Annotated in this window: 21 protein-coding genes and 3 pseudogenes; 14 read left to right on the top strand and 10 right to left on the bottom strand. The window is 70.0% G+C overall.

Annotation, left to right across the window (positions count from 1 at the left end; translation table 11 throughout):
* Positions 1–119 precede the first annotated feature (119 nt).
* The gene (locus LJ657_RS46610; RefSeq protein WP_232655802.1) at positions 120–455 is read right to left on the bottom strand and encodes a hypothetical protein; all 336 of its coding nucleotides are present in this window, start codon (positions 453–455) and stop codon (positions 120–122) included.
* Positions 456–854: 399 nt separating this feature from the next.
* Positions 855–1,844: an aldo/keto reductase gene (locus LJ657_RS46615; protein WP_232655803.1), complete on the bottom strand. Its 990-nt coding sequence runs from the start codon at positions 1,842–1,844 to the stop codon at positions 855–857.
* Between the two features lie 130 nt (positions 1,845–1,974).
* Here LJ657_RS46615 and LJ657_RS46620 point away from each other — a divergent pair, with 130 nt between their 5' ends.
* Positions 1,975–2,535: a tyrosine-type recombinase/integrase gene (locus LJ657_RS46620; protein ID WP_269787734.1), complete on the top strand. Its 561-nt coding sequence runs from the start codon at positions 1,975–1,977 to the stop codon at positions 2,533–2,535.
* Between the two features lie 17 nt (positions 2,536–2,552).
* A pseudogene (locus LJ657_RS46625) lies at positions 2,553–3,619 on the top strand (IS30 family transposase).
* 591 nt (positions 3,620–4,210) lie between these two features.
* Here the strand turns inward: LJ657_RS46625 and LJ657_RS46630 are convergent.
* A complete protein-coding gene (locus LJ657_RS46630; RefSeq protein ID WP_232655805.1) occupies positions 4,211–5,788 on the bottom strand; it encodes a N,N-dimethylformamidase beta subunit family domain-containing protein in 1,578 nt (525 codons plus the stop codon).
* Between the two features lie 1,144 nt (positions 5,789–6,932).
* Here LJ657_RS46630 and LJ657_RS46635 point away from each other — a divergent pair.
* From LJ657_RS46635 to LJ657_RS46685, 11 genes and pseudogenes are all read left to right on the top strand, one after another.
* Complete coding sequence (locus LJ657_RS46635) at positions 6,933–8,234, top strand: extracellular solute-binding protein (protein WP_232655806.1); 1,302 nt, start codon at positions 6,933–6,935, stop codon at positions 8,232–8,234.
* 7 nt (positions 8,235–8,241) lie between these two features.
* Positions 8,242–9,162 carry a carbohydrate ABC transporter permease gene (locus LJ657_RS46640; protein ID WP_232655807.1) on the top strand — a complete coding sequence of 307 codons (921 nt, stop codon included), beginning with the start codon at positions 8,242–8,244 and terminating at the stop codon, positions 9,160–9,162.
* Between the two features lie 29 nt (positions 9,163–9,191).
* Positions 9,192–10,040 (top strand): carbohydrate ABC transporter permease, encoded by an 849-nt coding sequence (locus LJ657_RS46645; protein ID WP_232655808.1) that lies wholly within the window; start codon positions 9,192–9,194, stop codon positions 10,038–10,040.
* 23 nt (positions 10,041–10,063) lie between these two features.
* Positions 10,064–11,401, top strand: coding sequence for a carboxylesterase family protein (locus LJ657_RS46650; protein WP_308117153.1), 1,338 nt, complete (start codon positions 10,064–10,066; stop codon positions 11,399–11,401).
* 8 nt (positions 11,402–11,409) lie between these two features.
* Complete coding sequence (locus LJ657_RS46655; protein WP_232655830.1) at positions 11,410–12,540, top strand: ROK family transcriptional regulator; 1,131 nt, start codon at positions 11,410–11,412, stop codon at positions 12,538–12,540.
* 59 nt (positions 12,541–12,599) lie between these two features.
* Complete coding sequence (locus tag LJ657_RS46660; protein ID WP_232655810.1) at positions 12,600–14,126, top strand: GMC oxidoreductase; 1,527 nt, start codon at positions 12,600–12,602, stop codon at positions 14,124–14,126.
* A gap of 15 nt (positions 14,127–14,141) precedes the next feature.
* Positions 14,142–14,750 (top strand): nucleoside deaminase, encoded by a 609-nt coding sequence (locus LJ657_RS46665; RefSeq protein WP_232655811.1) that lies wholly within the window; start codon positions 14,142–14,144, stop codon positions 14,748–14,750.
* A complete protein-coding gene (locus LJ657_RS46670; RefSeq protein ID WP_232655812.1) occupies positions 14,747–15,742 on the top strand; it encodes a sugar phosphate isomerase/epimerase family protein in 996 nt (331 codons plus the stop codon). Before LJ657_RS46665 ends, LJ657_RS46670 begins: the two co-directional genes overlap by 4 nt.
* 134 nt (positions 15,743–15,876) lie before the next feature.
* Positions 15,877–16,140: pseudogene (locus tag LJ657_RS46675) on the top strand (Gfo/Idh/MocA family protein); the annotation flags it as partial.
* 106 nt (positions 16,141–16,246) lie between these two features.
* Entirely contained in the window at positions 16,247–16,948 is a 702-nt protein-coding gene (locus LJ657_RS46680; RefSeq protein WP_232655813.1) for a Gfo/Idh/MocA family protein, read from the top strand.
* Entirely contained in the window at positions 16,945–17,868 is a 924-nt protein-coding gene (locus tag LJ657_RS46685; protein WP_232655814.1) for a sugar phosphate isomerase/epimerase family protein, read from the top strand. Before LJ657_RS46680 ends, LJ657_RS46685 begins: the two co-directional genes overlap by 4 nt.
* Before the next feature lie 8 nt (positions 17,869–17,876).
* Here the strand turns inward: LJ657_RS46685 and LJ657_RS46690 are convergent.
* Positions 17,877–18,455 (bottom strand): annotated as a pseudogene (locus LJ657_RS46690) (cupin domain-containing protein); the annotation flags it as partial.
* A gap of 783 nt (positions 18,456–19,238) precedes the next feature.
* Entirely contained in the window at positions 19,239–19,466 is a 228-nt protein-coding gene (locus LJ657_RS46695) for a colicin D domain-containing protein (RefSeq protein ID WP_232655815.1), read from the bottom strand.
* 304 nt (positions 19,467–19,770) lie between these two features.
* Here LJ657_RS46695 and LJ657_RS46700 point away from each other — a divergent pair, with 304 nt between their 5' ends.
* Positions 19,771–19,950, top strand: coding sequence for a hypothetical protein (locus LJ657_RS46700; protein WP_232655816.1), 180 nt, complete (start codon positions 19,771–19,773; stop codon positions 19,948–19,950).
* A 228-nt stretch (positions 19,951–20,178) separates the two neighbouring features.
* Here the strand turns inward: LJ657_RS46700 and LJ657_RS46705 are convergent, their stop codons facing one another.
* Genes LJ657_RS46705 through LJ657_RS46725 form a run of 5 tightly spaced genes read right to left on the bottom strand, consistent with a single transcriptional unit; the run spans position 20,179 to position 25,128 of the window.
* Positions 20,179–20,598, bottom strand: coding sequence for an adenylyl-sulfate kinase (locus LJ657_RS46705; RefSeq protein WP_232655817.1), 420 nt, complete (start codon positions 20,596–20,598; stop codon positions 20,179–20,181).
* A 40-nt stretch (positions 20,599–20,638) separates the two neighbouring features.
* The gene (locus tag LJ657_RS46710) at positions 20,639–21,931 is read right to left on the bottom strand and encodes an MFS transporter (RefSeq protein ID WP_232655818.1); all 1,293 of its coding nucleotides are present in this window, start codon (positions 21,929–21,931) and stop codon (positions 20,639–20,641) included.
* The gene (locus tag LJ657_RS46715) at positions 21,915–22,895 is read right to left on the bottom strand and encodes a glycosyltransferase family 2 protein (RefSeq protein WP_232655819.1); all 981 of its coding nucleotides are present in this window, start codon (positions 22,893–22,895) and stop codon (positions 21,915–21,917) included. The genes LJ657_RS46710 and LJ657_RS46715 overlap by 17 nt, the downstream gene beginning before the upstream one ends.
* 11 nt (positions 22,896–22,906) lie before the next feature.
* On the bottom strand, positions 22,907–23,878 hold the full coding sequence (locus LJ657_RS46720) for a dimethylarginine dimethylaminohydrolase family protein (protein WP_232655820.1): 972 nt from the start codon (positions 23,876–23,878) through the stop codon (positions 22,907–22,909).
* Positions 23,869–25,128: a sulfotransferase gene (locus LJ657_RS46725; protein ID WP_232655821.1), complete on the bottom strand. Its 1,260-nt coding sequence runs from the start codon at positions 25,126–25,128 to the stop codon at positions 23,869–23,871. The genes LJ657_RS46720 and LJ657_RS46725 overlap by 10 nt, the downstream gene beginning before the upstream one ends.
* Between the last annotated feature and the right edge of the window lie 6 nt (positions 25,129–25,134).

Consider the following 25,134-nt stretch of genomic DNA (forward strand, 5'->3'; position numbering starts at 1 on the left):
TCTCGACCACGATGCGCACCGCGCCCTCACGGAACTCAGCGTCGTACGGCGGCTTCTTCTTGGACCCCATGAATCCCAACTTCCCCTGCAATCACGGGCTCCACGCTACGAGGGGATGGTCACGGGTGCGCCCAGGCTGAGCCGCCGAGAGCCCGCCTTGCGTCAGTCCAAAGCTGCTCGAACTCCTCCGCGCAGATCTCGGCTGCCTGGGGCTGATCCCGCCAGCCGTCCAGGGGACCTTCGGCGAGAACGCCGTACCGCCGCTCATAGCGGCCCATCGCAGCGACATCGGCGTGGTCACGCAAGTGCACAACCTCGGCCAAAGACGCCGCCGTCACCGGCTGCAAGTCCTTTCCCCGCACCTCAACCTGACGCCATGCCCAGCCCTCGTCATCGGCCTCGAAGTACAGCCACAGATCTTCGCCCTCGTAGTAGGTGCGGAACCAAGTCGTCACGCCGTCCAACCTGACCCCTGACCTTGAACCAGACACATAGGAGCCCCCGCGGAGAGAAGGAATCTCCGCTGGAGAACTGCTCGTGGCATCGAGAGGCAAGGCCGCACCTTGGCAAAGATCTGCCGCTCCACGGCCCCCCGCACAGGCAAGTACGCTCCCGCCGCGCCCGCGCCCACACGAGCGACGCGACGCCAGCCGCGAACACGAGCGCCTTCACCCCGATGGGGTCCCACGAAGCAGTGCGCTCAGCGCTCAGCCGGCTCCACTGCACCCTCCGGCGAAAGGGCTTGGACACCACGACAGGAGACCTGCCCGCGTGCCCCCATGCCCTGAAGCGCCTCGACACCCCCGGCCGCCACCGGCCGCACCACGCGGGCCCCGCCTATTTCACAACTTGCGCTAGCGGTTGACCGACCGCATCCCCGCCTCGTCGTACCGCTCCCCCGCCGCCTCGGGCAGCTCCGCGTCGATGCGGGCCAGATCCTCCCTGGTCAGCGCGATACCCACCGCCGCGGCGTTCTGCTCCAGGTAGGTACGGCGCTTGGTGCCCGGGATCGGCACCAGGTCCTCGCCCTGAGCCAGCACCCAGGCGATCGCAAGCTGCGCCGGGGTCACGTCCTTCTCCGCGGCGATCTCCTTCACCTTGGCCGCCAACCGCAGGTTCGCCTCCAGGTTGGCGTCCTCGAAACGAGGGTTGTGACGGCGCCAGTCGTCCGCATCCAGCTCGCTGGGCGTCGTGAACCGGCCGGCAAGGAAACCGCGGCCCAACGGCGAGTACGGCACAAAACCGATGCCCAGCTCTCGGCAGGCGGGCAACACCTCGGCCTCCACGTCCCGCGACCACAGCGAGTACTCACTCTGCACAGCCGTGATCGGATGCACGGCATGGGCACGCCGGATGGTCTGCGCGCTCGCCTCGCTCAGGCCGATGCAGCGCACCTTGCCCTCGGCGACCAGTTCGCCCAGCGCGCCCACCGTCTCCTCGATGGGCACCTGCGGATCGACCCGGTGCTGGTAGTACAGGTCGATGTGGTCGGTCCCCAGGCGCTGCAGGGACCCCTCGACCGAGCTGCGCACGTGCGCGGCCGAACCGTCCTGCGGACCGACCGAACTGATGTCGCCCGGGCGGGCGTTGTCCATCCGGTAGTTGAACTTCGTCGCCAGCACGAACTCCTCGCGGCGCCCCCGGACCGCCTCGCCGACCAGCGACTCGTTGGTCAGCGGCCCGTACATCTGCGCGGTGTCAAGGAAGGTCACGCCGAGATCGAGGGCGCGCCGGATCGTCGCGATCCCCTCCTTTTCGTCAGCGGACCCGTAGAAGGCGGACATGCCCATGCACCCCAGGCCGATCGCCGATACCTCAAGCTCCCTCAGACTGCGCTTCTGCATGCCTTGTCCCAGCCTTTCTGCCCACACGCTTCACTGTCCGGCCCGCACCCAACCCTCATCCATTCGGCAGCAGATCCCGCCGCCCCGCATCCCGTAGGAGCCATCGGGCAGCGGAGCCGGGTGCGATCCGCTGTGGGCGACGCTACGGCCTGGAGCGCACTCCAGCGCAACCCGGCCCTGCCACGGACCGGCCCAGACAGCCACCCCAGGAGACGCCGCTTCAAGCCCGCCGACGAGCAAAGACGCCCGCTGCCGGAACAGACCGACCGACCGCCCTGCAGCGGCCACGCTGCGCACCCGCACCTCCCCCGAGCCCCGCCGCAAACCGGACTCCCTGTCCACCGGCCACGGCCGCCCGGTCAACGCCTCGCGCATCGAGGCCGCAGTTCACCAACGCCGCCGAACAGCCGGACTGGGCAGAGTCACCCGGCACCAGCTCCGCCATACCCTGACCACCCGGGCCATCCACGGCGGCGATTCCTTGGAGGCCATCGCCGCACTCCTTGGCCACAGGTCTCTGTCCATGACACGTGCTCACGCCCGGAGCGCCGACCGCACCGTCACCGACGAGTACGTCGCCATCCCGGAGAAGGTCGACGCACTCTACGACGCCCCACGCCATAGGCCCACCGACGCCGACGGAGGGCCCCACCAAGGCGGCTTGGGTTCTGGAGGTGGTTGCCACACCTGACCTTTGGGGTTGTTGCGATGACCAAGCCGCGTCGGAAGCCGAAGAAGCCCGGACCTGCCCCGCTTTCCGAGAAGCGTGATCAATACCTCCGCCTCATGGCACAGGCAATGAGCAACTCGGCCGCGTGCCGAGGGCTGGAATCAACCGCAAGACCGGAAACCGCTGGAGGTACGGAAGGAAGGTCGTCGGCCGGGCCGGCAACGTGCGCGTCTGCCTGCCGATCACCGAGGTGCGGGAAGCCGACGCGGTCTCCGAGCGGTTCTTGTCGGAGGACGAGCGGATCGTCATCGCCGACCTGTTGCGGGCCAAGAAGTCTTTGCGAGCCATCGCCCGAGAACTTGGCCGGCACCCGGCCACGATCAGCTTGGAGGTTGGCCGTAACCGCGACCCGCGCACCGGTATGTACCACCCCATCCAGGCCCAGCGCCGGGCGTCCGTACGCTGCGCCCGCTTCAAGGGACGGAAGATACGGCGTGATCCGGAGCTGGAGGAGTTCATCCAGCAGCGCCTGGACCGGCGTTGGAGCCCGGTGCAGATCTGCCAGGCCCTGCGCGCGGCCTTCTTGGACGAACCCGACCGTCACCTGGCGCACGAGACCATCTACCAGGCCGTCTACCTTCCGCACCGCGGGGACCTCGAGCGCACAGCCGGCACCATGCGCACCGGCCGACCCGCGCGCCGGCGACACCGGCGCGCTGCTCAGCGCGCCACCCGGTTCATCGCCCCGGGAACGCTGATCAGCCACCGACCGGCAGAAGTTGACGACCGCGCGGTCGCCGGACACCGGGAAGGCGACCTCATCGTCGGCACCGCCAACCGCTCCGCGATCGGAACCCTGGTCGACCGCACCACCCGCTACGTCAAGGTCCTCCACCTCCCCGACAGCCACTCCGCCGAGAACGTCCGCGAAGCACTCCTGCACGGCCTGCTGCGCCAGTACTTCCCGAACAGCACCGACCTGTCCATCTTCAGCGCAGAGAACCCTGCCTTCGTCGCCGCCGAACTCGACAGCCACCCCCACAGGACCCTCGGCCGGCAGACCCCCGCAGACTTCTTCGCTGAGCTCGTCGCAGCACTGCAATGATCACCGTGTTGCGATGATCACTGGAATCCGCCGTCACCGGGTGTCGGCGTGGAGGATGTGCCCCGCACCGGCTTCGGGGGCGCCGGGCGGCTCGGCCTCTCGGCCGGCGGTGCGGCGCTGGGGCGCAAGTCCGATGGTGAGATGAGGCGTTGACCAGGCGGCCGGCCGGCCACTGGTCGCCTGCGTCAGGATCGGCGAGCCGGTTGATTCTCCGGCCTGCCGAGGCCTACGGCCGCATCTCTGGAATGTCGCTGCTGCGGTCGCTCGACGGCTCCGTTCCCTCAAGCGCGTAAAGGGTGCCGACCGGGAGTCAGCGGGGGAATGACGCGGGGATTGGCAAGGGGGCCAGGACCGCGGCTTCGGCGAGCTGGCGGCAGGGCGGGGCGTTGGGGACAAGACCGTCGTTCAGACCGTGCGTGGAGATCCACTGGACGGCACATGCGTACGGCTCCCCGGTCAGGGAGGCGTGCGGCCTGGCGTAGGAGGAATGAGACAGCAGACAAGCCGGCTCTCGCGCGGTCACCCGGACTGATCGCCCCGACAGAGTGCAGGTCACACGGCTCGTGAAGCAGGCTGACGAGGGTCGTTTCCTCATGCTCTGCCCCTGTACACCTCCGACAGGTTCGGACGCGGTGCGGGCCGACGACGGGCGGCGGGGCCTTGCGCGAAGGCGTGCAGGAGGTTCTCTGTCGTGCGGGTGACGAATGCGCGGGTACGGGAGTCCATATGGTGGTCGCGTCCCCCGTCGGGGGTTCCGGCCATCAGGGCTTCCACCCATCGCATGGTCCCGGTCGCGAAGACGCCCGCGCCGCTTGGCGCGGTGTAGTACGCCGAGTCGCTGTTGCTGCGGCTTCCGTTGCAGACCAGAGGGGAATGGGCCGTTATCTCCAGGGGCTCGGGGACGGGCGCGCCCGGGGTGACCCGGTCGTATTCCGCGCCGACCAGATGGTCGAAGCCGTCGCCGGGGCGTACACCTGTTCCCTCGTACAGCCAGTGATCCGCTGCGTGGACGACATAGGGCGCGTCCGTCGGATAGCCCTCGTAGAGCACGCCCGTCAGCGAGGACTCCGGGTCAGGGGCGGGGAACTGGCGGAAGTCCGTCGTCACCAAGGAGGGGTGGGTGGTGTAGCAGGGGTCCGACCGGAAGGAGGATTTGTAGCAGACCACCGTGCGGTCGGGCCGTGTGCCGCCGTGCTCCAGGCGGATCCGGCGAAAGCAGGTGTTGGCGCCCAGGAAGGCGACGTTGGTGCCGCCGTCGCGGGCCATGCTGACGTGCCGGCGCTGCTCCGGGGTCCAGTACTCGTCGTGGCCGAGGCAGATGATGGCGGCTGCCCCGTGCAGGACCTTCGGGTCTCGGTGCACGTCGACGCCGGTGGTGTAGGCGAGAGGGATGCCGAGCCGTTCGGCGAGGACCACCAGCGCCCGCTCGTACACCATGAACTTCTCCGCGCCGTCGGAGTCGTAGGGCCGGTCGAAGCTCACGGCGAGGGACCGTCCGGCGTACGCCCCGGAGGAGCCCGCGTAGAGGCTGTAGCCACCCCACTGGTTGTAGGCCTGCCAGGTGGCGGGCGCGTGTATGAGCACCGTTCGGCCGGTGCCCTGCGCTGAGCGCACGATCAGCGGGACGTAGCGCTGGTGGCCGTCCTCTGTGTCGAGCCGCAGCAGATACGCGCCCTCGGGCCAGCCCGCCGTCCCGAGACTCAGGGTGCGCCGCCAGTCCGCGCGGACCGTGCGGGTGTCGGTCAGGAAGACCGGCTCCGGCTGGACGCCGCCCGGTATCCGCCCGGACGACCAGACGAGCCGGGCCTCCGCGCCGCCGTACCAGCCCACCCGGAAAGCCGAGACGCGGAAGGACGAGGCGGTCGTGGAGACGTACAGACCGCACTCCTCGCCCGGCGTCACACTCACCTGGTCGGCGTAGCCGACGACGGCCGTCGCGGGGCCTTGCGACTGGATCCGCCAGTCGGGTGTACCCGGACGACCCAGTTCCGTCTCGGGCAGATGCGAAGCTGCCGCTCGGTGGTCGCGGGCGATAGAGGAAGGGTCGCAGGCGCCGACCGTCGCCGAGACGAGCCCGGCGCCCGCACACGCCTCCAGGAAGGCTCTGCGGCGCAGCACCGCCCCGTGTCCGGTCCCGTGCTGCGGCGTCTTGCGACTGTCGGGGTCCACATCGCCTCCCGTGTGCGTCCGGCTCGCGCGCCACCGCCCCTGCGAGCAGCGTCACACGGCACGGCGGGCCGCGTCCTGCACCCATCCACCATCTCGAACGAGAACGGCCGGGAACCCGGGAGTTGTCGGCCGCGCCTGCCCGCCACCAGTCGGCCTTGGCCGTCAGGGATTCTGAATGACCTTCCCGGCCGGGTGCGAACGGGACATCCGGATCGCGGATGGAGGTACGCAATCGGAATGTCCCGTCCCGGCATGGCCAGGCGGTGGGACGAGCTCAGCAAAGCCTCCGGTAGGGCACCTCGGGAATCATCTGATGCCATTCCCGTGGAGAAGGGCCGCCGTCGGCGCGTGTGCACACCGTGGCCGCCACTGCTTGCGGCGACGCCTTGTAGGTCTGAGACAAAACATGGTCACTCGCCACGTACAGCGTGTCCGTACCGGGGGCGAACGACAGGGCTTGGACGGAATCGCTCACTGTGGTGCGTCTGCTGGAAGAGGACGGCGGTCTCGCCCCACGCGCGCTGCTCGTCGCGGCACCGGCAGCCATCCGACGTGGACCTGGCCACTCTTGGTGGCGGACACCTGCTCGATCGGACCCGTCGGGCAAGCGGGTGAACTACCGCTTCCAGCTCGACGGCCCGGCAGCCGGAAAGATCTTCTCCGAGGCGGTCGAGGGCGACGTCCCGGAGATCGGGTTCTTCCGCACCCGCGCGCGTGAAGATACGGGGTTGCGAGGTTCTGGTGCTGCGCCACGGGATGCCGGGCCACCAGGGAGTGGAGCTGTCCGGGCCGTTCGACGATCACGACGTCGTTCGTGACGCCCTGGTTGCGATGCCCGCCGTGTTCCAAGGTGTCCGTGCCCCGTCCACCTGCCGCGGGTCGGGCGGGGTGCCGCAACAGGACAGGACAGCTTGACGACAAATACAGGACCGTGACCAGCACGGATGCGACACAGAGGGATTTTGCTACAAGTTCCGAAATTTCACCGTGACGGATCCGCGATGCCACCGCAACCCGTCACCCCTACGGTCACTGCCACGCCGTAAAGGCTCATCAAACGCCGACCACGTCCCATCGGACCGAAATCGCTACTTTCCCCGAAATCCCCCTTTGTGCTCAGCGCCCATGGAAACAGGAGCCCAGCGTGTCTCATCCCTCCAGACGCGGTGTCCTACGGTTGACCACCGGCACAGCTCTCCTCGGCAGCTTCGCCCTGGCAGGCTGCGGTCGCGGCAGTGACAACGCTGCTACCGCCGCCACTGCCAAGCCCGTCGACGACTCCCCGGCCAGGGGAACCGTCAACGTCTGGGCCGCCCAGGGCGATGCCAACGTGCTCGACAAGGTCATCAAGCCATTCAAGGCCGCGAACCCCAAGCTCACGGTGAAGTTCACGCTGATCCCGAACGCCGAGTACTACACAAAGCTCCAGTCGGCGGTCGCGGCGGGCAAGGGGCCCGATGTCGCCCAGTTCTTCCCCGAGTCGCAGGCGCAGTTCCTCGATCCGTCCATACTGCGGCCCGTCCCGGACGGTCTCGTCGACCCGTCCGCCTTCTTCACGAGTCTGTGGGACGCCGGTGTGGTGAAGAGCGTCGCCTACACGGTGCCCTGGTACGCCTACACCTATGCGCTCGTCTACCGCTCCGACCTCGCCAAGCAGGCGGGTGTCAAGGCACCGACGACGTGGGACGACATGGTGCCGTTCTTCAAGGCATTGCAGCGCGCCGGAGCCGGGCACGGGCTCGGTGCGGACATCGGCTGGGACATCTTCAACGGCCAGGACGTCGCGATGTACGCGTGGCAGGCGGGCGGCTCGCTGCTCTCGTCCAGCGGCAAGTGGACTCTCGACACGCCGGCGATGGTCGACGCGATCAAGTACAACGCGTCGTTCTTCACCTCGGACGTCGCCGACACCAGCGGTCCCACGTTCCTCGACGCGCAGCCGTACTTCGTGTCGGGCAAGACGGCCTGCATGATCACGGGCCCGTGGGTCATCGGCCAGCTCGACGCGGTCGCGAAGAAAACCGGCTGGACAGCCTCCGACGTCGCCACCGCCCCCCTGCCGGCCGGATCGTCGGGCGGCGTCTCCTTCTCCGCCGGGGGCAGCTGGGGCGTGCTCGCCGACAGCGGCAATGCGGACGCGGCCTGGAAGCTCATACGGTACGTCTCCAAGCCGAGCACCCAGGTCGCGCAGTACAAGGCGTACAGCTCGCTGCCGGCCGTCGCTTCCGCCTGGGCCAACCCGGCCATCGCGGGCCAGCCGCTGTTGGACGCCTTCCTCACGCAGCTGAAGAACACCCGGCCGTTCCCGCAGGTGAGCACCTGGCAGCAGGTCGCCACCCGGCTGGGCAAGGAGATGGAAACCGTGGCCAAGGGCAAGGGGACCGCCGCGAAGGCCGCCGCCAACGTCCAGGCGTACGCCGAGAGTCTCGGCACGGGCAAGGGGTGATCCCCGGATGACCGCCACCATCGGGCCGGCGACGCCGCGCGGTGCGCGTCGGCCCCGGGGCGCCCGGCGAACCGCTGTCGCCTGGCTGTTCCTCGCACCGTTCGCCCTGGTGTTCCTGCTCTACACGGCGATACCCACCGTCGCCGCGCTCGGGTTCAGCCTCACCGATCTGCACGGCACGGACCTGCGGCATCCGCTCGCCGTCGACTTCACCGGAATCCAGAACTACCTCCGGCTGCTGGAAGACTCGAGCTTCCTGCGGGACATCCTCAACACCGTCCTGTTCGTGGCCGTCGGTGTGCCGTTGACGATGGGGTTCGGATTCGCGCTCGCCCTTGCGCTCAACTCCGGCATCCGGCGGCTGCGCGGCACCTTCCGTACCGTCTTCTTCGCACCGGTCGTCACGAACGTCGTGGCCGTCGCCATGATCTGGCAGTACGCCTTCAACACCAACGGCACCGTCAACAAGGTGCTCGGTGCCATCGGTTTCGCCGGGCCGAACTGGCTGGACGACACGCACCTGGCCATGCCCGTGGTCATCGCCCTCGGCGTCTGGCGCAACTTCGGCATCGCGATGGTGCTGTTCCTCGCAGGCCTGCAGGCGGTGCCGCAGGACGTGTATGAGGCCGCCTCCCTCGACGGGGCCGGCCGGTGGCGTCAGCTCAGGCACATCACCCTGCCGTTGCTGATGCCGACCACGCTGATGGTGTCGGTGCTGCTGACCGTCTTCTACCTCCAGGTGTTCGACGAGCCGTATCTGCTCACCAACGGCGGCCCGCTGGGGTCCACCGAGTCGGTGGCGCTGTACACCTACCACGAGTTCGGCGTCGGCGAGTTCGGCGTGTCCTCGGCGGCGTCCTTCGTGATGCTCCTGCTCGTGACGTTGGTGAGCATCGTCCAGTTCCGAATGCTGAGGCCCCGCGCATGACCACGATCGCCGCACCGCGGAATGCCGAGATGACAGGCGAACGGACGCACATGCGCCGCCGGTCCGTCGCCCGTCCCCTGCTGTACGGCGCGCTCGTGCTGTGCGCGTTGCTCACGATGCTGCCGTTCGTCTGGGTGCTCAGCGGCTCGCTGCGCAGCCTCGGCGAGATCCGCTCCGACCCCGGAGCCTGGCTTCCGCACCACGTCACCCTCGACAACTTCGTACGACTGTTCCAGACCGAGGGCTTCGGCCGGTTCCTGGTCAACAGCATCGTGGTCGCGGTCATCGTCGTCGCCGGCAACATCGTGGCGGCGTCGGCCGCGGGTTACGCGCTCGCCAAGCTGGACTTCGCGGGCAAGCGGATCGCGTTCGGCGCGGTCATGGCGGCGATGATGGTGCCGTTCACCACGGTGTTCGTCACCCAGTTCGTGATCACCGTCGACCTGGGCCTGGCGGACACCCTCACCGGTATCGCCCTGCCCGGTGCGGCGCTGCCGCTGTCCGTGTTCATCATGCGGCAGTACGCCCTGTCGGTCCCCGACGAACTACTGGAAGCGGCCCGGATCGACGGGGCGGGCGAGTTCCGGATCTTTTTCCGGATCTTTCTGCCGCTTGCGGGCCCCGCCGTCGCGACGATCACGATCATGTCGTTCCTCTACTCGTGGAACAACTTCATCTGGCCTCTCATCGTCGCCCAGAGCACCTCCAGCTACACGCTGCCGGTGGGCCTCGCCGCCACCAGCCAGGCCGCCGCGCACGTCACCGACTACGGCCTGATGCTCGCCGGCGCGATCGTCGTGATGCTGCCGGTCCTCGTCCTCTTCCTTTTCCTGCAGCGCTTCTTCGTGCAGGGCATCTCCGGCACGGGAATGCGGTGACCGCGGTGCATGTGGTGGACGTGGTGGAGGCTCCTGTGGGTACGATCATCGGCCGCCGCACCGGCCGGGTTCGGCGTTTCCTCGGCGTGCCGTTCGCCGAAGCACCCGTCGGTGCACGGCGGTTCGCGGCGCCGGTGCCACGCGGCCGGTTCACGCAGCCGTTCGACGCGTCCCGGCACTGTGCCACCTCGCAGCGCGTGCCGCTGTTCGCCACGACCACCATTCCTGAGCCGTCGGTGCCGGGTGACGACGTACTGAACCTGAGTGTGGTCGCCCCCGCGAACGGTGTGTCATGCCCGGTGCTGGTGTGGATTCACGGCGGCGGCTTCCTCGCGGGCAGCCCGGCCAGTCCGTGGTACGACGGTCGCGCCTTCGCCCGCGACGGAATCGTCACTGTGACGCCTGGCTACCGGCTCGGCGTCGACGGGTTCGCCCCGCTGGACGGCGTACCCCCGAACCTCGGGCTGCGCGACCTGCTGCTCGCGCTCGACTGGGTGCGGGAGAACATCGCGGCTTTCGGCGGTGACCCGGGCCGGGTCACCGTCGCCGGCCAGTCGGCCGGAGGCGGGGTGGTGCTCGCGCTGCTCTCCTCGCCCCTCGGCAGTGGTCGCTTCCACCGAGCGGTCAGTGTGTCCGGCGGCTTCTTCGAGGTGGACGCGGACGCCGTGCGCTACTTCGCCGGGCGGCTCGGTGACCGGCTCGGCGTGCCGCCGACGCGCGACGGCTTCGGCGGCCTCACGGTGGAAAGCGTTCAGCAAGGCGTCCGTCTGCTGCGGAGCGAACGTGGCGACGACGGCCCGCTCGTGCTCGGTCCGGTCGTCGGCGACGACGTCCTTCCCATGCCCGTCGCCGAGGGACTGGCCGTGTACGGGCACGGTGTGCCGCTGCTGCTCGGCGCGACGGGCGACGAGTTCGACGGCGGCGCCCGGGGCATCGGCAGCGCCGCCGCTCGCGCGGCGGGCACCCGTTTGACGGACACTCTGTTCCGCGCCGCCTGTCCGCGCGCGGCGGCCTCGCGTCGCGACGCAACCGCCGGCACCTGGCTGTACTCCTTCGAATGGCTCTCCCCCGTACTCGGTGGAGCCGTGCACTGCGCCGACATCCCGTTCTTCTTCGACGTACTCGACGCGCCGGGTACCGCCGAGGCCCTTGGAACACAGCCGCCCTCGGAACTCGCCACGTCCATGCACGCCGACCTGGCCGCGTTCGTCCACGGCCGGTCGCCGGCCTGGGAGCCGGCGACCGGGAGGCTCGGCGACCCCGCTCGCGAATACGGCAGGCCCGGGGCGGCGCCTACGGCCGACACCACGGGCGTGTACGACCCGGTGGTGGCGGGGTCCGTTACACCGGAGGCGTGCTGATGCCCGGAATGAATCAGAGCGCCGTCCGGCGGGTCAACACCTCGGTGATCCTTCGCGCGCTGGCGGTGTCCGCCGAGCCGATGACGCTGGCCGAGCTGTCCGAACGGGTCGGCCTGTCCCGCCGCACCATCGAAGTCGTCCTGGACGCACTCGTCGACGCGGGCTGGGTGAGCGAACTCGACCGGGTGCCGGTGAGCGGCTGCGCCGGGCGCCCCGCTCGCCGGTACGAACTGCGGGCCGACCACGCGCTGCTGGCGGCTGTGCGCGTCACCACCCTGGACGTGTCCGCGGTCGTCGCCGACGTGCGTGGCCGCATCGTCGGCCGGGCGCACCGGCCGCTGCGCGCCTACCAGGATCCGCAGGCCACGCTCGACGACGCGGCGGCGCTGGTGCGGCAGGCGCTCGACGACGCGCGCGGGTCGGCCGACCGGCTGCGGGCCGGCGCGATCGCGAGCGGTGGCGCGATCGACGACGACGGCGTCGTACGGCGTCTGGTGCACACCACGCGATGGGAGGGCGTGCACCTGCCCAAGGAACTCGGGCGGCGCGTCGGTGTGCCGTGGTTCGCGGACAACGACACCAATCTCGGTGCGCTCGCCGAGCGTTGGCGGGGGGCGGCCGGTGACCACGACAACGTCGTATGGGCGATGCTCGGGAACCGGACCGGTCTGGGCATCCTCATACGCGGGGACGTACACCGTGGTTTCGAGGGCGCCGCGGGCGAGATCGCCGAGGCGGTGTCGCTGCCGGCCGGCTCGGTCGAGGACCGTCCCGTGGCGTGGCTGACCTCACCGGATCCGGCCCGGCGGCGTGTCGCGCTCGGCCGCTTCGCCGCGGCTCGGGCCGGCGATACGGCGGCGCTCGCGGAGGTCGACGAGTTCGTGGAGAACATCGCGTCGATCCTCACCACCCTGTCGTGGACGGTCGCGCCGTCGCTCATCGTGCTCGGCGGCGGGCTGGAGGACGCGGCCGATGTGCTGCTGCCCCGGGTGCGCGAGGCGATGCACGGCGCGCGTACCCCCGCCGTCGAACTGCGCGCCACCGTACTGGGCTCCGACGGCCCGCTCATCGGCGCCGTCAAGTTCGTGCTCGACCACATGGACACCGAGTTGTTCGGCCCGCCCGTCCCGAGCGCGTGATCGCGCATCCCACCAGCACTTTCCCCTCACACCACGTTTCACAGGACAGGAGCCCGACCATGACCGGCACCAGCAGGACCGGCGTACTCATCGTGGGCAGCGGCATCATGGGATCCGTCGTGGCCCGGCTGCTGCGGGACACCGATCCGACGCTGGACATCACCATGGTCGACGGCGGCCGGCCGATCGGATCGGCCCCCGGCCTGCACCTGCACGACCTCGACGACCCGGCTCTGTGGTCGCGCTACAACGAACGGGTCGCCACCGGCATCCAGGGCCTGTACACGGGCGCCGAAGTGGTGCGCGACGTCGCGAGCAGCATCACCGGCCTGGCACCCGGCATGTTCCACGCGCTCGCCTTCGGCGAGGACGCCGAGGCGATGCCGGCTGCCGCGCTCGCGTGGAACGCGGGCGGCATGGGAGTGCACTGGACCGCGGCGACGCCCTGGCCCGCCGGGGACGAGGTGTTCGACTTCGGCGACCCGGACCGCTGGGCGAAGGATCTGGACACCGCGCACCGCCTGCTCGCGGTCACGCCCGCCGCCATCGGCCCAACCTCGGTCGGGCAGCGGGTACTTGACGTGCTGTGCCGACGCTACGACGGCGTCGGACCGGACGACCGGCGGCCGCAGCCGATGCCGATGGCGGTCACCGCGACACCGGCGGGACCCATGCCGCGCACGGCTCCGGGCACGGTCTTCCCCTCGATCGCGGCGGGCGGGGACCCGGCCTTCACGCTCCTGACCGGCACCCTCGCCACGGCTCTCGTCACCGAGTGCGGCAGGGTCGCCGGCGCCCGGCTGCGTCGCGTGGCCGACGGCGCCGAGTCCGAACTCCCCGCGGACACCGTGGTGGTGTGCGCCGACGCCCTGCGCACCCCGCAACTGCTGTTCGCTTCCGGCATACGGCCCACGGCACTGGGGCGTCACCTCAACGAGCACGCGTTCATCAGCGCCCGGGTGCTGCTCGACCTCGACCGGTTCGGCATCGGCCTCGACGCCCTGCCCCTGCCGCTCCCCGGCGAGTTCGCCACGGACTCGCTCTGGCTGCCGCAGAACGGAGCGGCACAGCCGTTCCACGGCCAGATCATGAACCGCACGTACGTGGACGAGGCCGGCCGCCCCCTGGCGCACTCCGTGGGCCTGTCCCTGTACGCCCCCGTCGAGTCCCGCCCCGAGAACCGGCTCGTCTTCTCGGAGTCGGACACCGACCTCGCCGGGATGCCACGGTTCACCGTCGAGTTCGGCTACTCCCACGCCGACCGCGAGCTGATCAGCCGGGCACTTGAGCAAGTCCGGTCGCTCGCCGAGGAGTTCGGCACGTTCGATCCCGAGACCGAACTGGCCCTGCTCCCGCCCGGCTCGTCACTGCACCAGACCGGCACCGTCCGGGCAGGCAGTGCCGATGACGGCACCAGCGTGTGCGACCCCGACGGCCGGGTGTGGGGCTTCGACAACCTGTATCTCGCGGGCAACGGCGTGATCCCCACCGCGATGGCCGCCAACGTCACGCTGGCCGGCGCGGTGACCGCCGTACGGGCCGCGCGCGCCGTCGCCGAACACATCACCGCGCCCGCCGCCCACTGAGAGGGAACGAGAACCGTGATCGACATCCAGAAGGAATACCGCGTGGCGCTACCCGCGTGGATCGACGACGAACTCGCCGACGTGCCTGCCGTCATCCCCGACCGCGAGGGCCGGATGCGCCTCGTGCACCGCCTCGCCGAACGCAACTGGCGTGAGGGCAACGGCGGTCCGTTCGCGGCACTCGTCGCCGAGCAGGACACCGGCCGGATCATCTCGGTCGGCGTGAACGTCGTACTCACCTCCGGTGTCTCCAGCGCGCACGCCGAGGTGGTCGCGCTGGGCCTCGCCCAGACGGCGACCGGCGGCTGGGACCTCGGCGGCGAGGGCGCGCCGGCGCACGAGCTGGTCGTCAACTGGCGTCCGTGCGTGCAGTGTTACGGCGCCACGATGTGGTCCGGGGTGCGTGGTCTCGTGGTCGCGGGTGAGGGGCCGGACCTGGAGGAGATCACGACCTTCGACGAGGGCCCGCTCGGCGCGGACTGGGCCGAGCAGTTCGAGGCACGCGGCATCAAGGTCGTACGGGATGTGCTGCGGGACGAGGCGCTCGCCGTGTTCCGCGGCTACCGGGACGCCGTGGACGCGGAAGGCGTCACCGTCTACAACGCCCGCGGAGGCGCCGCATGACACCGCTGGATCCGCCGGCACCCCGTTTCGCGACCGACGTCATCACCTTCTACCACCCGGACTTCTGGGGACTGGACTCCGCCGACGCGCTGCGCGACTGGGCCCGCGACCATCCCCGGCCCTTCTGGGAACGCGTGATGGACGCGCTGGCGGAGGCCGGGGTCACCGGCCTGGAACTGACCTTCGCACCCGGCGACATCGACTCGGCTCTGCGCGCCTTCGGCAGCGCGGCCTCCTTCCGCCGCGAGCTGGCAACCCGCGGCCTGTCCGTGGTGAGCGCGTTCGTCGCCGGCAGCGACGCCCCCGACTGGCGGCAGAGCGGCAACCGGCCCGCGATCGTCGCCGACGCCGAGCGACGCGCCGCCTTCCTCTCCGAGGTGGGGGCGGAACTGCTCGTCGCCGGACTGCCGATGCGGACGACGTTCGGGACGCGTCCGCCCTTCTTCGTGGACGCCGCGTACATGACCCGGATGGCCGACATCGCCCATGTGGTCGGCGAGGCCGTCTCCCGCTACGGCGTGAAGCTCGCCTTCCACACGGAGTCCAACAGCACCCTCTGGTACGAGAGGGACATCGACCTGTTCATGGCGCTGACCGATCCGCGCTACGTGTGGCTGTGCCCCGACTCATGCCACATCGCGCTCGGCGGAGGCGACCCCGTCGCCGTGGCGCGCCGCCACTCCCAGCGCATCGCGCTCGCGCACTGGAAGGACGCCGTCAAGCCGATCGACGTCGAACTCACCATCGACGACACGGTCTTCGCCCAGCAACAGCCCTACATGACCGAACTGGGCACCGGCATCGTGGACTGGAGGGCGTGGGCCGACGCAATGTCCCGTACTCCCGGCGCCGACATCGTCCTCGTCGAGCTGGACGAGGCGGCCGATCCCATTGCCGCTCTGCGGGCGGGAAGGGCCGTCGTGGAGGGGGCCCGGGCGCGGCCGGCGGTCGGCGATCACGCCGCGCGCATCGAAAGGCAGGGCCAGACATGACGGCTCCCGCTGGGCACTCCCCGCACGCGCCCTCCACCGACGGCACCCCCGCCCGGTCCACACCCGTCACAGCGAGCGCGGCCCGCCGGGCGCGGCGCACCCCGCACCTGCGGGTCGCCGTCCTCGGCGCGGGCATGATCGGCGACGTCCATCTGCGCAGCGCACGCGCGAGCGGGGCCGAGGTCGTCGGCGTCCTGTCCTCCACGGCCGAGCGCAGCCTCGCGGCGGCCGAACGCTGGCAGGTCGATGTCGGATACCCGGACCTCGACGCCGTCCTGAGCGACGACACGATCGACGTCGTCCACGTCTGCACCCCCAACCACCTGCACGTCGCTCAGGCGGTCGCCGCCCTGCGGGCAGACAAACACGTCATCTGCGAGAAACCGATCGCGACGACCGCGACCGACGCCCAACACCTCGTGGATACGGCCGAGTCGGCGGGCCGGATCGTCGCCGTGCCGTTCGTCTACCGCTACCACCCCATGGTCCGCGAGTTGCGGGCCCGTGTCGCGGCGGGTGGATCCGGCGGCCGTCGGCGCCTCGCGGGCGTTCGCCGACATCGGGTCGCACTGGTTCGACCTGGTCGAATGGGTGGCCGGGGTCCGGGTCGCCGAACTGCTCGCCGAGACGACCACGACAGTGGCCGACCGGCCCCGCGTCGGCGGCCCGACGTTCGGCAACGGGGCCTCCTCCGACGCGGCCCGCGTCACGGTCACGACGGAGGACGCCCTCGCGGTCGTCGGCCGTACGACCGAGGGGGTACTGGTGTCGGTGACGGTCTCCCAGGTGTCGGCGGGCCGGAAGAACCGGCTGTGGTTCGAGCTCGACGGGGCGCACGCCAGTGCCGTCTTCGACCAGGAGCTCCCCGAGTCCCTGTGGCTGGGCCGTCCGGACCGGACCGAGACGCTGGTGCGTGACCCGTCCGTCAACTCGCCCGACGCCGCCCGCCTCTCGGTCGTACCGGCGGGGCACCCGCAGGGTTACCCGGAGTGTTTCGAGAACTTCGTCAAAGAGACCTACACGGCCGTCCGCGGCAGCCACCCCGAGGGCCTGCCGACGGTACGGGACGGGCTGCGCTCGGCCCGCCTGGTCGACGCGGTCATGACCTCGGCGGCACACCGCGCATGGACACCCGTCGACGATGCGTCACCCACCGACGAACCGACACACGACCCGACCGAAGAGCACGGAGGACACCTGCGATGAAGCTGGGATTCCTGACGGCCTGCCTGCCCGGCCTGCCCCTGGACGAGATCGCCGACTGGGCCGTGGCAGAGGGCTACCAGGCCCTCGAGGTGGCGGTGTGGCCCAGTGCGGGTGGCCGCGACTTCGAGGCCTCGCACCTGCCGGTCGCCGACTTCACGGACGCCGACGAGCAGCGCACCCGTGAACTCCTCGAACGCACCGGACTGACGATCAGCTCACTCGCGTACTACGAGAACAACCTGCACCCGGACCCGGCGACCCGCGAGTCGATCCGCACCCACCTCAAGCACGCGATCGACACGGCGGCCCGCCTCGGCGTGGACTCGGTCGGTACGTTCATCGGCCGCGACCCGCGCCTGAGCGTGTTGCAGAACCTGCGCGAGGGCGAGAAGGTGCTGCCCGAGCTGGTGGAGCACGCGGGCGAGCGTGGCGTGAAGATCGTCATCGAGAACTGCGTGATGGAGGGCTGGCACCCCGACGGATACCCGGGGAACCTCGCCTACTCGCCCGAGCTGTGGGAGTGGATGTTCGACCTGGGCTTCTACCTCAACTGGGATCCCTCGCACCTGATGTGGATCGGCATCGACCCCCTTGAGACCATCGAGCCGTACCTCGACCGGATCATCCACACTCAGGCCAAGGATGTGGAGCTGTTCCCGGCAAAGCGCAACCGCTACGGCCACTTCGGCATCGTCGACAAGGGTGGCGACCCCTGGGCAACGGGCTGGTGGCGCTACCGCGTACCAGGTCTGGGGCAGGTCGACTGGCGCCGCGTCATCGACCGCTTCCACGATCTGGGCTATACCGGCACAGTCTCCGTCGAACACGAGGACCCGGTGTGGGGCGGCACCCCTGAGAAGGTCCAGCAGGGACTGAGGATCGCGCACCGCACGCTGAGCCCGCTCATCGAGCCCCAGTAGGACACCGTTAGGAGTTCGAAGATCGGTGCGTCGGAGAACCGGAACAGGTCCAGGCCGCCTTCGGTGGCCAGGGTCAGCGGCTGCCAGGAGGGCACGACGAACAGGTCGCCGCGTTCGACGTTCCAGCTCGCGTCGCCGACGGTGATGTGGCCCGTACCGTCGAGACCTCGAAGAACGACGAGCCGACCTCGCTGCGGGCCGCGGTCAGGGTGTCCGGCGCCAGCCGGTGGAACTCGGTGCGCAGCGTCGGCAGGACGTCGGCGCCCGTGGTCGGGTTGGTGCAGCGGACGGCGGTGTGGCCGGGCTCGACGGTCGCGGAGTAGCCCTCCGTCTCCAGGGCCAGCTGCTCGGCCAGAGCCCGGTCAGTGTATTCCCACCGGTAGGCCAGCAGGGGTGTGGCCGGGGTGGGCTGAAGGTGGGTCGACGGTCGCAGTCCCGGGTGGGCCCACAGCCGTTCGGAGCGTGAGCGCTCCGGCGCTTCGCGGGTGTCCGGGGCCGAACTCGAAGAAGGTCGCGTCGGTGTAGTGCTGGAAGGGGATGTCCAGTCCGTCGATACAGGCCATCGCGCGGTCGCTGCGGTTGTGGTGGCCAAACGGCCGCCGGCCGGGACGGTCCGCCCCGGCCGAACGGGCGGTTCGGGTCCCCGTGCGACCAGCAAACACGCAGGACAGGCGATCGCATCGGCACGCCGCATCGTGCAGATCCTCCAGGACTTCGACCAGGACCCCGAGGTGGCCGAGGAGTTCACCGCGGTCGCGCCGAACGGGCAGCGGAACATCCCGTGGACGCAGTTCTGCCGTGGCCGCACGGACGCCGACCAGCTGGCTCAGCCGCTCCTCGACGGCAACACCGACACGATTCCTTGCGCGGTGTGGGGCCCGTCAGCACCGCGGATGCCGTCGGCCGCGACCACGACTCGTACGTGGTCACGCATGTGGCCCGCAACCCCGTCCACATCGACAGCAGGCCCGTACGGCTCCGGGTCGCGGTGCGCTGCGACCGCCCCGACTGGATTGGGGCCACCACGCGGTCGGGGCAAGTGTTCGCCTACGGCTACTGGAAGCTTTTCCCCGACGACCTCGCACGCGCGCAGCGCCAGGGCTGGATCGAACTGCAGCTGTGGGTGAACAGCCCTGGCAGGTGGCCCGTTGGGACACCGACGGCACCACCGTGGCCTCCCCAAGCCCGTCCTCCGCCCCCGCCACCCGCAACCAGCACCCGACCGCGCTACCGCCGCCCCGGCCCCGTCACCGACACGGAACGTGCCGCCGACTGCCTCGCCAGAGCCGGAATCGAGACCAGCCATTCACTGGGGAAGTCCCCGGCTGCGGACAGGACCGGCTGGATCAGGTCACGGTTCTTCATGTCCGTCACTCGGCGTTCTCTGTCAGGAATCCCTTGTCGATGATGTTCTGGAATTGCTTGTCACCCAGTTTCCACGCTGCCCAGAATTTTCCGTCGGTGTGCAGCATGACCATCTTCTTCGTTGCTGAATCGATGAACCCGAGGGCCTGACCCCGGTTTCTGTAGTTGAATCGGTAGATCTTCGTGTCGGCGGCCAGCATGTGGCTTCTCGTTTTCTGCACGAACTGCTTCATCGTCTGTCCGCTGCGATTGCCGTTCCGCGAGCGCGTAGAGGGTGTCGCCTGAGGACACGGGCCGGTCCAGGACCAGGCAGTCGTAGGGGGCGAGGTCGATCAGGATGTCCGCGTCCGGCCGGTCGGCGACGGCGTATCCGGCTCCCTGCAGTCCGGCCGCGATGGTGTCCCGGAGATCAGACTCGTCCTCGACGAGAAGCACACGCATAGGTCGACGTCCTTGGGGGTAGCGCTCGTTCGCCGACTCCCGACCGGGCGGGTGAAGCGACACACGGCATCGCACGCGCTGGCAGGAGCGGAGGATATGTCGCCACCTCCCCTGACGCTGCCCGTGCAGACCTCCATGTCTGCGGAGCTGTTCCACGTCACCGCTCAGATGGGTCAGGTCGACGAGGTCCTCGCGGGCAGGCCGGCACACGGGCCCGCGCCGCACCCGACACGCACCGAACGCCGGATCATCGAGATCCGCGCCCTACGTCGGTGAGGACCCACCCGCACCGCGGGCCTGCTGCGCCTGGTGCCGTCCACAGTGCACCAACATCCGTTTCCTCCTCAGCGGGTAGGGAGGCCACCTGGCGCATGGTCTCCTGTTCCATGGTGTTCGTGTGATTGGCAGGCGAACAGCGCACGAACCGTTCACGTATGACCGGTTCGGCTGTTCGTCGCTACTCGCGGACTCCCCCAGTGGGCCCGGTGCCCTGACCGGTGCCCATCAGGCGGCGCCCTCTACAAAGCGTTTCTCTGCCAGTAGCCCGAGCAGCAGCGAGGCCGACTTCCCCGTGGAGGGTGTGGAAGGCCGGATGACGAGGTCCGGGGCGTACGGAAAGCCGTTGACTTCGGATGGGGCGGAGGCCGCTGTCGGCGTCGTCATGTGCACGTGCAGGAACTGCGTGCCGCTCCTGTCGTGCCGTTCGCGTACGACGTCGCCGCTGTCCGTGTACGGCGCGGCCGTCGAGGACACCAGGACGATCACGCTGTTGCGCGCGAGGACCTCGGCCGTCAGCCCTGCACGCCGCACGTCGCCGGCTTCGAGTACGGCCACTCGACGCCCCGCGCCCCGTAGTCGCTCGGCCACGGCATGGGCGAGGGGCGATGTGCCCGCGTCCGGCGATCCGGTGAGCCATACCGTCACGCCGCAACAGCACGGCTTGGGGCGAACCAGCATGATCGGGTCAACCTCGTTTCGCATGGGGTGAGGTGGTGCGGCGTGCGCTCAGGTTCCCGGAGAGGGTCCACCAGAGCGTGCCGTAGGTGATCACGATGCCCGCGATGCACAAGGCCGCCTGGGGCGCGTCCATGGTTGTCGCGAGGCCTCCGGCCACCAGTTGGCTCACGCCGAGGGAGAGGGTGGAGAACATGAAGTCGATGCTGAGGACTCGCCCGCGGATGTCGTCCGGGGTGGCCGACTGCAGGGCGAAGGACGACAGGGTGGAGTTCATGCTGCCGCCGACGTGGGCGACCACGACCAGCAGGACGGCCAGTGGAAACCAGCTGACGGCGGAGAAGCCGGCGTAGGCGAGGCCGAACATGAGAGTCGAGGCCAGAATGAGTAGACGGATTCGGCCCTCCCGCCCCCACAGGAGTTGGCGGCCCAGCACGGGGCCGATCAGCGCCCCCACTCCGCGCGCGGCGTACAGCAGGCCCACGCCGACATCGCCCACGTGGAACACGGCGGCGCCCAGGGCGGGGAAGAGCGCCAGTACTCCGTTGCCCAGGGCGGTTCCCGGCTTGGCCAGCAGCAGCGACACGATGCGACGGTCCTGGCGGGCGAAGGACGCGGTCTCGCGGACATCGTCCCGCACCCTGCCCCGCGGCTTGCCGGCCCCGCCGCCACCGCAGGGTCTGCGCACCCGCTGGACCAGGGCCGCGGAGACGCAGAAGGAGAACACGTCGAGGGCGAAGCACCAGTAGGTGCCGAGAGTGGAGGCGAGCAGCGCGCCCAGTGAGGCCCCCACCGCGAGCATGACGCCCCAAGCGCCGCCGGTGAGGGCGTTCGCGGTCAGCAGGTCGACTTTCGGGACCAGGTTGGGGAGCGCCGCGTTCGCCGCGGGGCCGTAGAAGGCCTTCACGCCCGCGACACCGCCCAGCGCGATCAGGGCGATCCAGGCGGTCGACTCGGTCCGTACGAGGAACAGGGTGGCGATGAACCCGGCGGACAGCAGATCACAGATGATCATCAGCCGGCGGCGGTCGACACGGTCGACGACCACACCGGCGTACGGGGACAACGCGGCGATGACCAGCGTGTCGGCCGCGAGGACCAGCGCTCCCCACAGGGGGGCGCTGGTCAACTCCTGGAGCAGGGCCAGGAGCGGGATCATCGCGAACCAGTCCCCGCCCAAGCTGACCAGCTGGGACAGGTAGACGCGGCGGAAGTCGGCTTCCTCGCACAGTAGTTGACCGGCCGACCTCCGTCGGGCGGGAGCGGCCGGTGCGCTGTCCGTCGCGCTACTGCCCGTCAGCACGCAGTGCCTCGCGGAGTTCCTCGGACTTCCCCACACGGAAGAGGGCGAGCCGGTGCCGGTTCACCTCGGGCAGTCGCTCGATCACCTGCTCGTCCACCCGGGCGAGGAAACCGCGGCCGAGTTCCAGGGCCGTCGCCATCGCGTCGTCGGTGTTTTCCAGCATGGCTAGCATCGCGATGCGCAGGTCACCGAGGCACATGTCACGCTCGTAGACGGGCAGCAGTTCGGGGGCGTGCTCGCGGAGGATCTCCCCGGTGACCACCATCATGCGCATACGGGCCGCGATGTTGTCGGGCTCGTACAGGCGCTGTGTGATGGAGCGTTCCCCGGCTTCCCGGATTCGCCAGTGGTAGACGACCTGCCCGACCACATCGACCGACCGGGCCTCGATATGGGCCCGCACGGTGACCGGCGCGTCCTCGTACTGGGCGAGGGAGAAGGCGAAGCGGTGCCGGTCCCAGAACGACCTGCGGAACACTTTGTTCCAGATCATCCGGTCGAGGATCAGATCCTGGTCGCGGGTGATGTGGGTGCGGCTGCGCGGGGCGGCGAAGACCTCGGCGTAGCGCGGATGGCGGTGTGTTCCGGAGGAGTCGAGGCGTCGGACGTCTCCGGACGCGAAGTCCGAGTTGGTGGACTCCAGGGATTCCACCAGTGCCCGGTAGGCCGTCGTCGGAACGACGTCGTCGGAGTCGGCGAAGGCCAGATAAGTGCCGGTCGCCCGCTCGGCACCGACGTTGCGGGCGGCGCTGAGACCTTGGTTGTGCTGGGTGATGAGAGAGAAGCGGTCGTCCTTGGCCACCCATGCGGTGGCGATCTGCGGACTGGTGTCGGTCGAGCCGTCGTCGACCAGGATCACTTCGATGTCCTTGAGGTCCTGGTGGGCCAGGGACTCCAGGAGTTCGGGGAAGTAGGGGGCGACGTTGTAGAAGGGAACGACGACGCTGAGTGTGGGCGTGGGCATGGGGGGCTACCTCAGTCCTGGGGTGTGCGGGCGAGAATTCCCGTGGCACAGGCGATTCCCCCTGCGCCCTTGGTGAGTTCCGGTATCGGGACGCGGGCGACACACTCGACGCCGTGCCGGGACAGCAGGTCCGCCGTGGCGCGGGACCCGGTCGGCATGAGGACCGCCCGCGGCGCCACGGTGACGAAGTTGAACGCCAGGTGGGTGCTGACCTCCTCGGACTCGGGGATGTCGACGACCGTGAAGCCCAGCTCGCGCAGGTGCCGGATCTCCGCCGGGTCCATGATCGAGGTGCGGGCGGCGAGCAGGTCCGCGTCGAGCACCTGGAGGACCCCGAGCAGGTGCTGGACCCCGGTGGGCACGGAAAGCCGCAGGACTCGCGCGCCCTGCTGTCCGGCCTCGTCCGCGATCTGCCGGGCCCCGGCCTCGTTCGTGCGTGCGCCGAGTCCGACGGCGACCAGTTCGGAGCGCAGCCACTGGGCGTCGGCGCCCTCGAAGACGCCGTTGGCGCCGACGGTACGGGCCACCGGGATGCCGAGCCGGGCGCAGAGTCTGAGGGTCTGGAGTTCCTCGCCGGCCCGAACGGCGCTGGCCATCCGGGGGATCACGGCGCCCGCCCGGGTCATCCACAGCAGGTCGCGCGCGTACATCGCGTTGGCGCCGCGGTACGGATTGCTGCCGGGTGGCTCTGGGGCGGGCAGTGTGTGCACGGTGACGCCCAGCGTGCCGTACGCCTCGGCCAGCGCGTCCATGTCGCGGCGGAGCGCGGCGTGGTCGAGCCGTTCCAGGTGCTGGAGTGCGTCGGGCTCACCGGCGGTGAGGAGCGCGGCCGGCGGGCAGTGCAGGGCGACGTCGGTGAGACGGTCGAAGTCGCGGCTCACGCCAAAGGGCGCCCAGTTCCCGCCAGCTGCGATGTCGTCCTCGTGCCGTCCGGGGCGGGCGCGCCAGCCCGGCCCGTGGTAGGCGGCCGCGGTCACACCCACTGGTCCTCCTCCCCCTTGCGGTAACCAAGTTCGTCCGCGACGTCGCGGATGTCCGGCCGGTCGACTGCGGGGAGCACGAGATCGGCCCGCTGCCTCCAGCGGGCCGGGCGGGGCCGCGCGGTCGCCATCACGACCGGGAAGCTCACCGGACGGGTCAGTTGCGGGATCCCGGCGAAGGCGAAGACGGACCGCAGGGTCCGCTCCCGGGTGGTGGGATCGAGGATCTGCTCGAACGGCACGCGCAGGACGTCGTCCGCGGTGTCGGGGCCCAGTGCGTCGAGGGCGGACCGGTGCGCGCCCGCCCACTGGTTCGCGCACACCCATTCCAGCGGCTGGTCGACGAGCTTCTCCCAGCCGGGGGGAATGTCGAAGTTCCACCAGCGCCGAGCGGCCTCGCCGAGCTCCGAGTATCCGTCGATCGACAGGGCGTGCTGGTCGGAGACGTCGTACGAGAAGAATCCCCGGTCGCGCCAGCCGTCGTAGAGCCCGTTCACGCTCGCGGCGGGGTTGCGGGTGAGGTGGATGACCCGTATGCGGGCGTTCGGCATCAGCCGTCGCAGCATCGGGAGCCGGTAGGCGTCGACCGACGACTTGATCACCACGGGGTGGCGCCGCAATGCGCCGCGATCGGCGGCGGTGCGGGCCCGGGGGACGACGAACGGCGGTTCCTCGATGCAGTAGCCGTCGTGGGGCGGGCGAAGGTCGGCGTCGGACGCCGTGGCCCGGAAGGCGGGCGGTAAGTCGTAGAACGACGGATCGATACGGGGATGGGTCGCGCGGAGGTGGTGCAGGACCTCGACGAGGAATGTGTCCGGCTCATCGGGCCGTGCACAGGTCCTGGAGGCGTGGTCGACGGCCTCCCGTACGGTCGCGAACGCGATCTCCTCCAGCGGCCACTGGAGGGCGAGGCGCCGCGTCACCACGGCCGTATACCGCAACCGGTCCGCGGCGGTGGCCGGGGGGCGGGCCGGGCCCGATCCGAGGAGAGACATGAAGTCCCTTGAGAACGCCGTCCAGTCGAACTCCACGTCCGGCTCCAGGGCGTCGGATCCGTCGCGGCCGCGGTCGAGCCGGTTCAGCTTGTACAGAGAGGTGTGCTCGCCGGCGATGGACAGCACGTCCGGCTGGTCGGAGAGGATCTGGTGGAGGAGGCTGCTGCCGCCCCGGGACGAGGCCACGATTGCCACGACGCTGGTGGCGTGGGACAGGTCCGCGTCCGAGGCCGGCCGGCCGGCTGCCGTTCTGTGCACCTCGTC

The sequence above is a fragment of the Streptomyces guryensis genome, assembly GCF_021261325.1.
Taxonomy (GTDB): Bacteria; Actinomycetota; Actinomycetes; order Streptomycetales; family Streptomycetaceae; genus Streptomyces; species Streptomyces guryensis.

Excerpts from the sequence above, each read along its gene's own strand:
- LJ657_RS46615 (WP_232655803.1), bottom strand. The coding sequence starts at position 1,844 with ATGCAGAAGCGCAGTCTGAGGGAGCTTGAGGTATCGGCGATCGGCCTG.
- LJ657_RS46640 (WP_232655807.1), top strand. The coding sequence starts at position 8,242 with ATGACCGCCACCATCGGGCCGGCGACGCCGCGCGGTGCGCGTCGGCCC.
- LJ657_RS46645 (WP_232655808.1), top strand. The coding sequence starts at position 9,192 with ATGACAGGCGAACGGACGCACATGCGCCGCCGGTCCGTCGCCCGTCCC.
- LJ657_RS46655 (WP_232655830.1), top strand. The coding sequence starts at position 11,410 with ATGAATCAGAGCGCCGTCCGGCGGGTCAACACCTCGGTGATCCTTCGC.
- LJ657_RS46660 (WP_232655810.1), top strand. The coding sequence starts at position 12,600 with ATGACCGGCACCAGCAGGACCGGCGTACTCATCGTGGGCAGCGGCATC.
- LJ657_RS46670 (WP_232655812.1), top strand. The coding sequence starts at position 14,747 with ATGACACCGCTGGATCCGCCGGCACCCCGTTTCGCGACCGACGTCATC.
- LJ657_RS46685 (WP_232655814.1), top strand. The coding sequence starts at position 16,945 with ATGAAGCTGGGATTCCTGACGGCCTGCCTGCCCGGCCTGCCCCTGGAC.
- LJ657_RS46695 (WP_232655815.1), bottom strand. The coding sequence starts at position 19,466 with ATGAAGCAGTTCGTGCAGAAAACGAGAAGCCACATGCTGGCCGCCGAC.
- LJ657_RS46700 (WP_232655816.1), top strand. The coding sequence starts at position 19,771 with ATGTCGCCACCTCCCCTGACGCTGCCCGTGCAGACCTCCATGTCTGCG.
- LJ657_RS46715 (WP_232655819.1), bottom strand. The coding sequence starts at position 22,895 with ATGCCCACGCCCACACTCAGCGTCGTCGTTCCCTTCTACAACGTCGCC.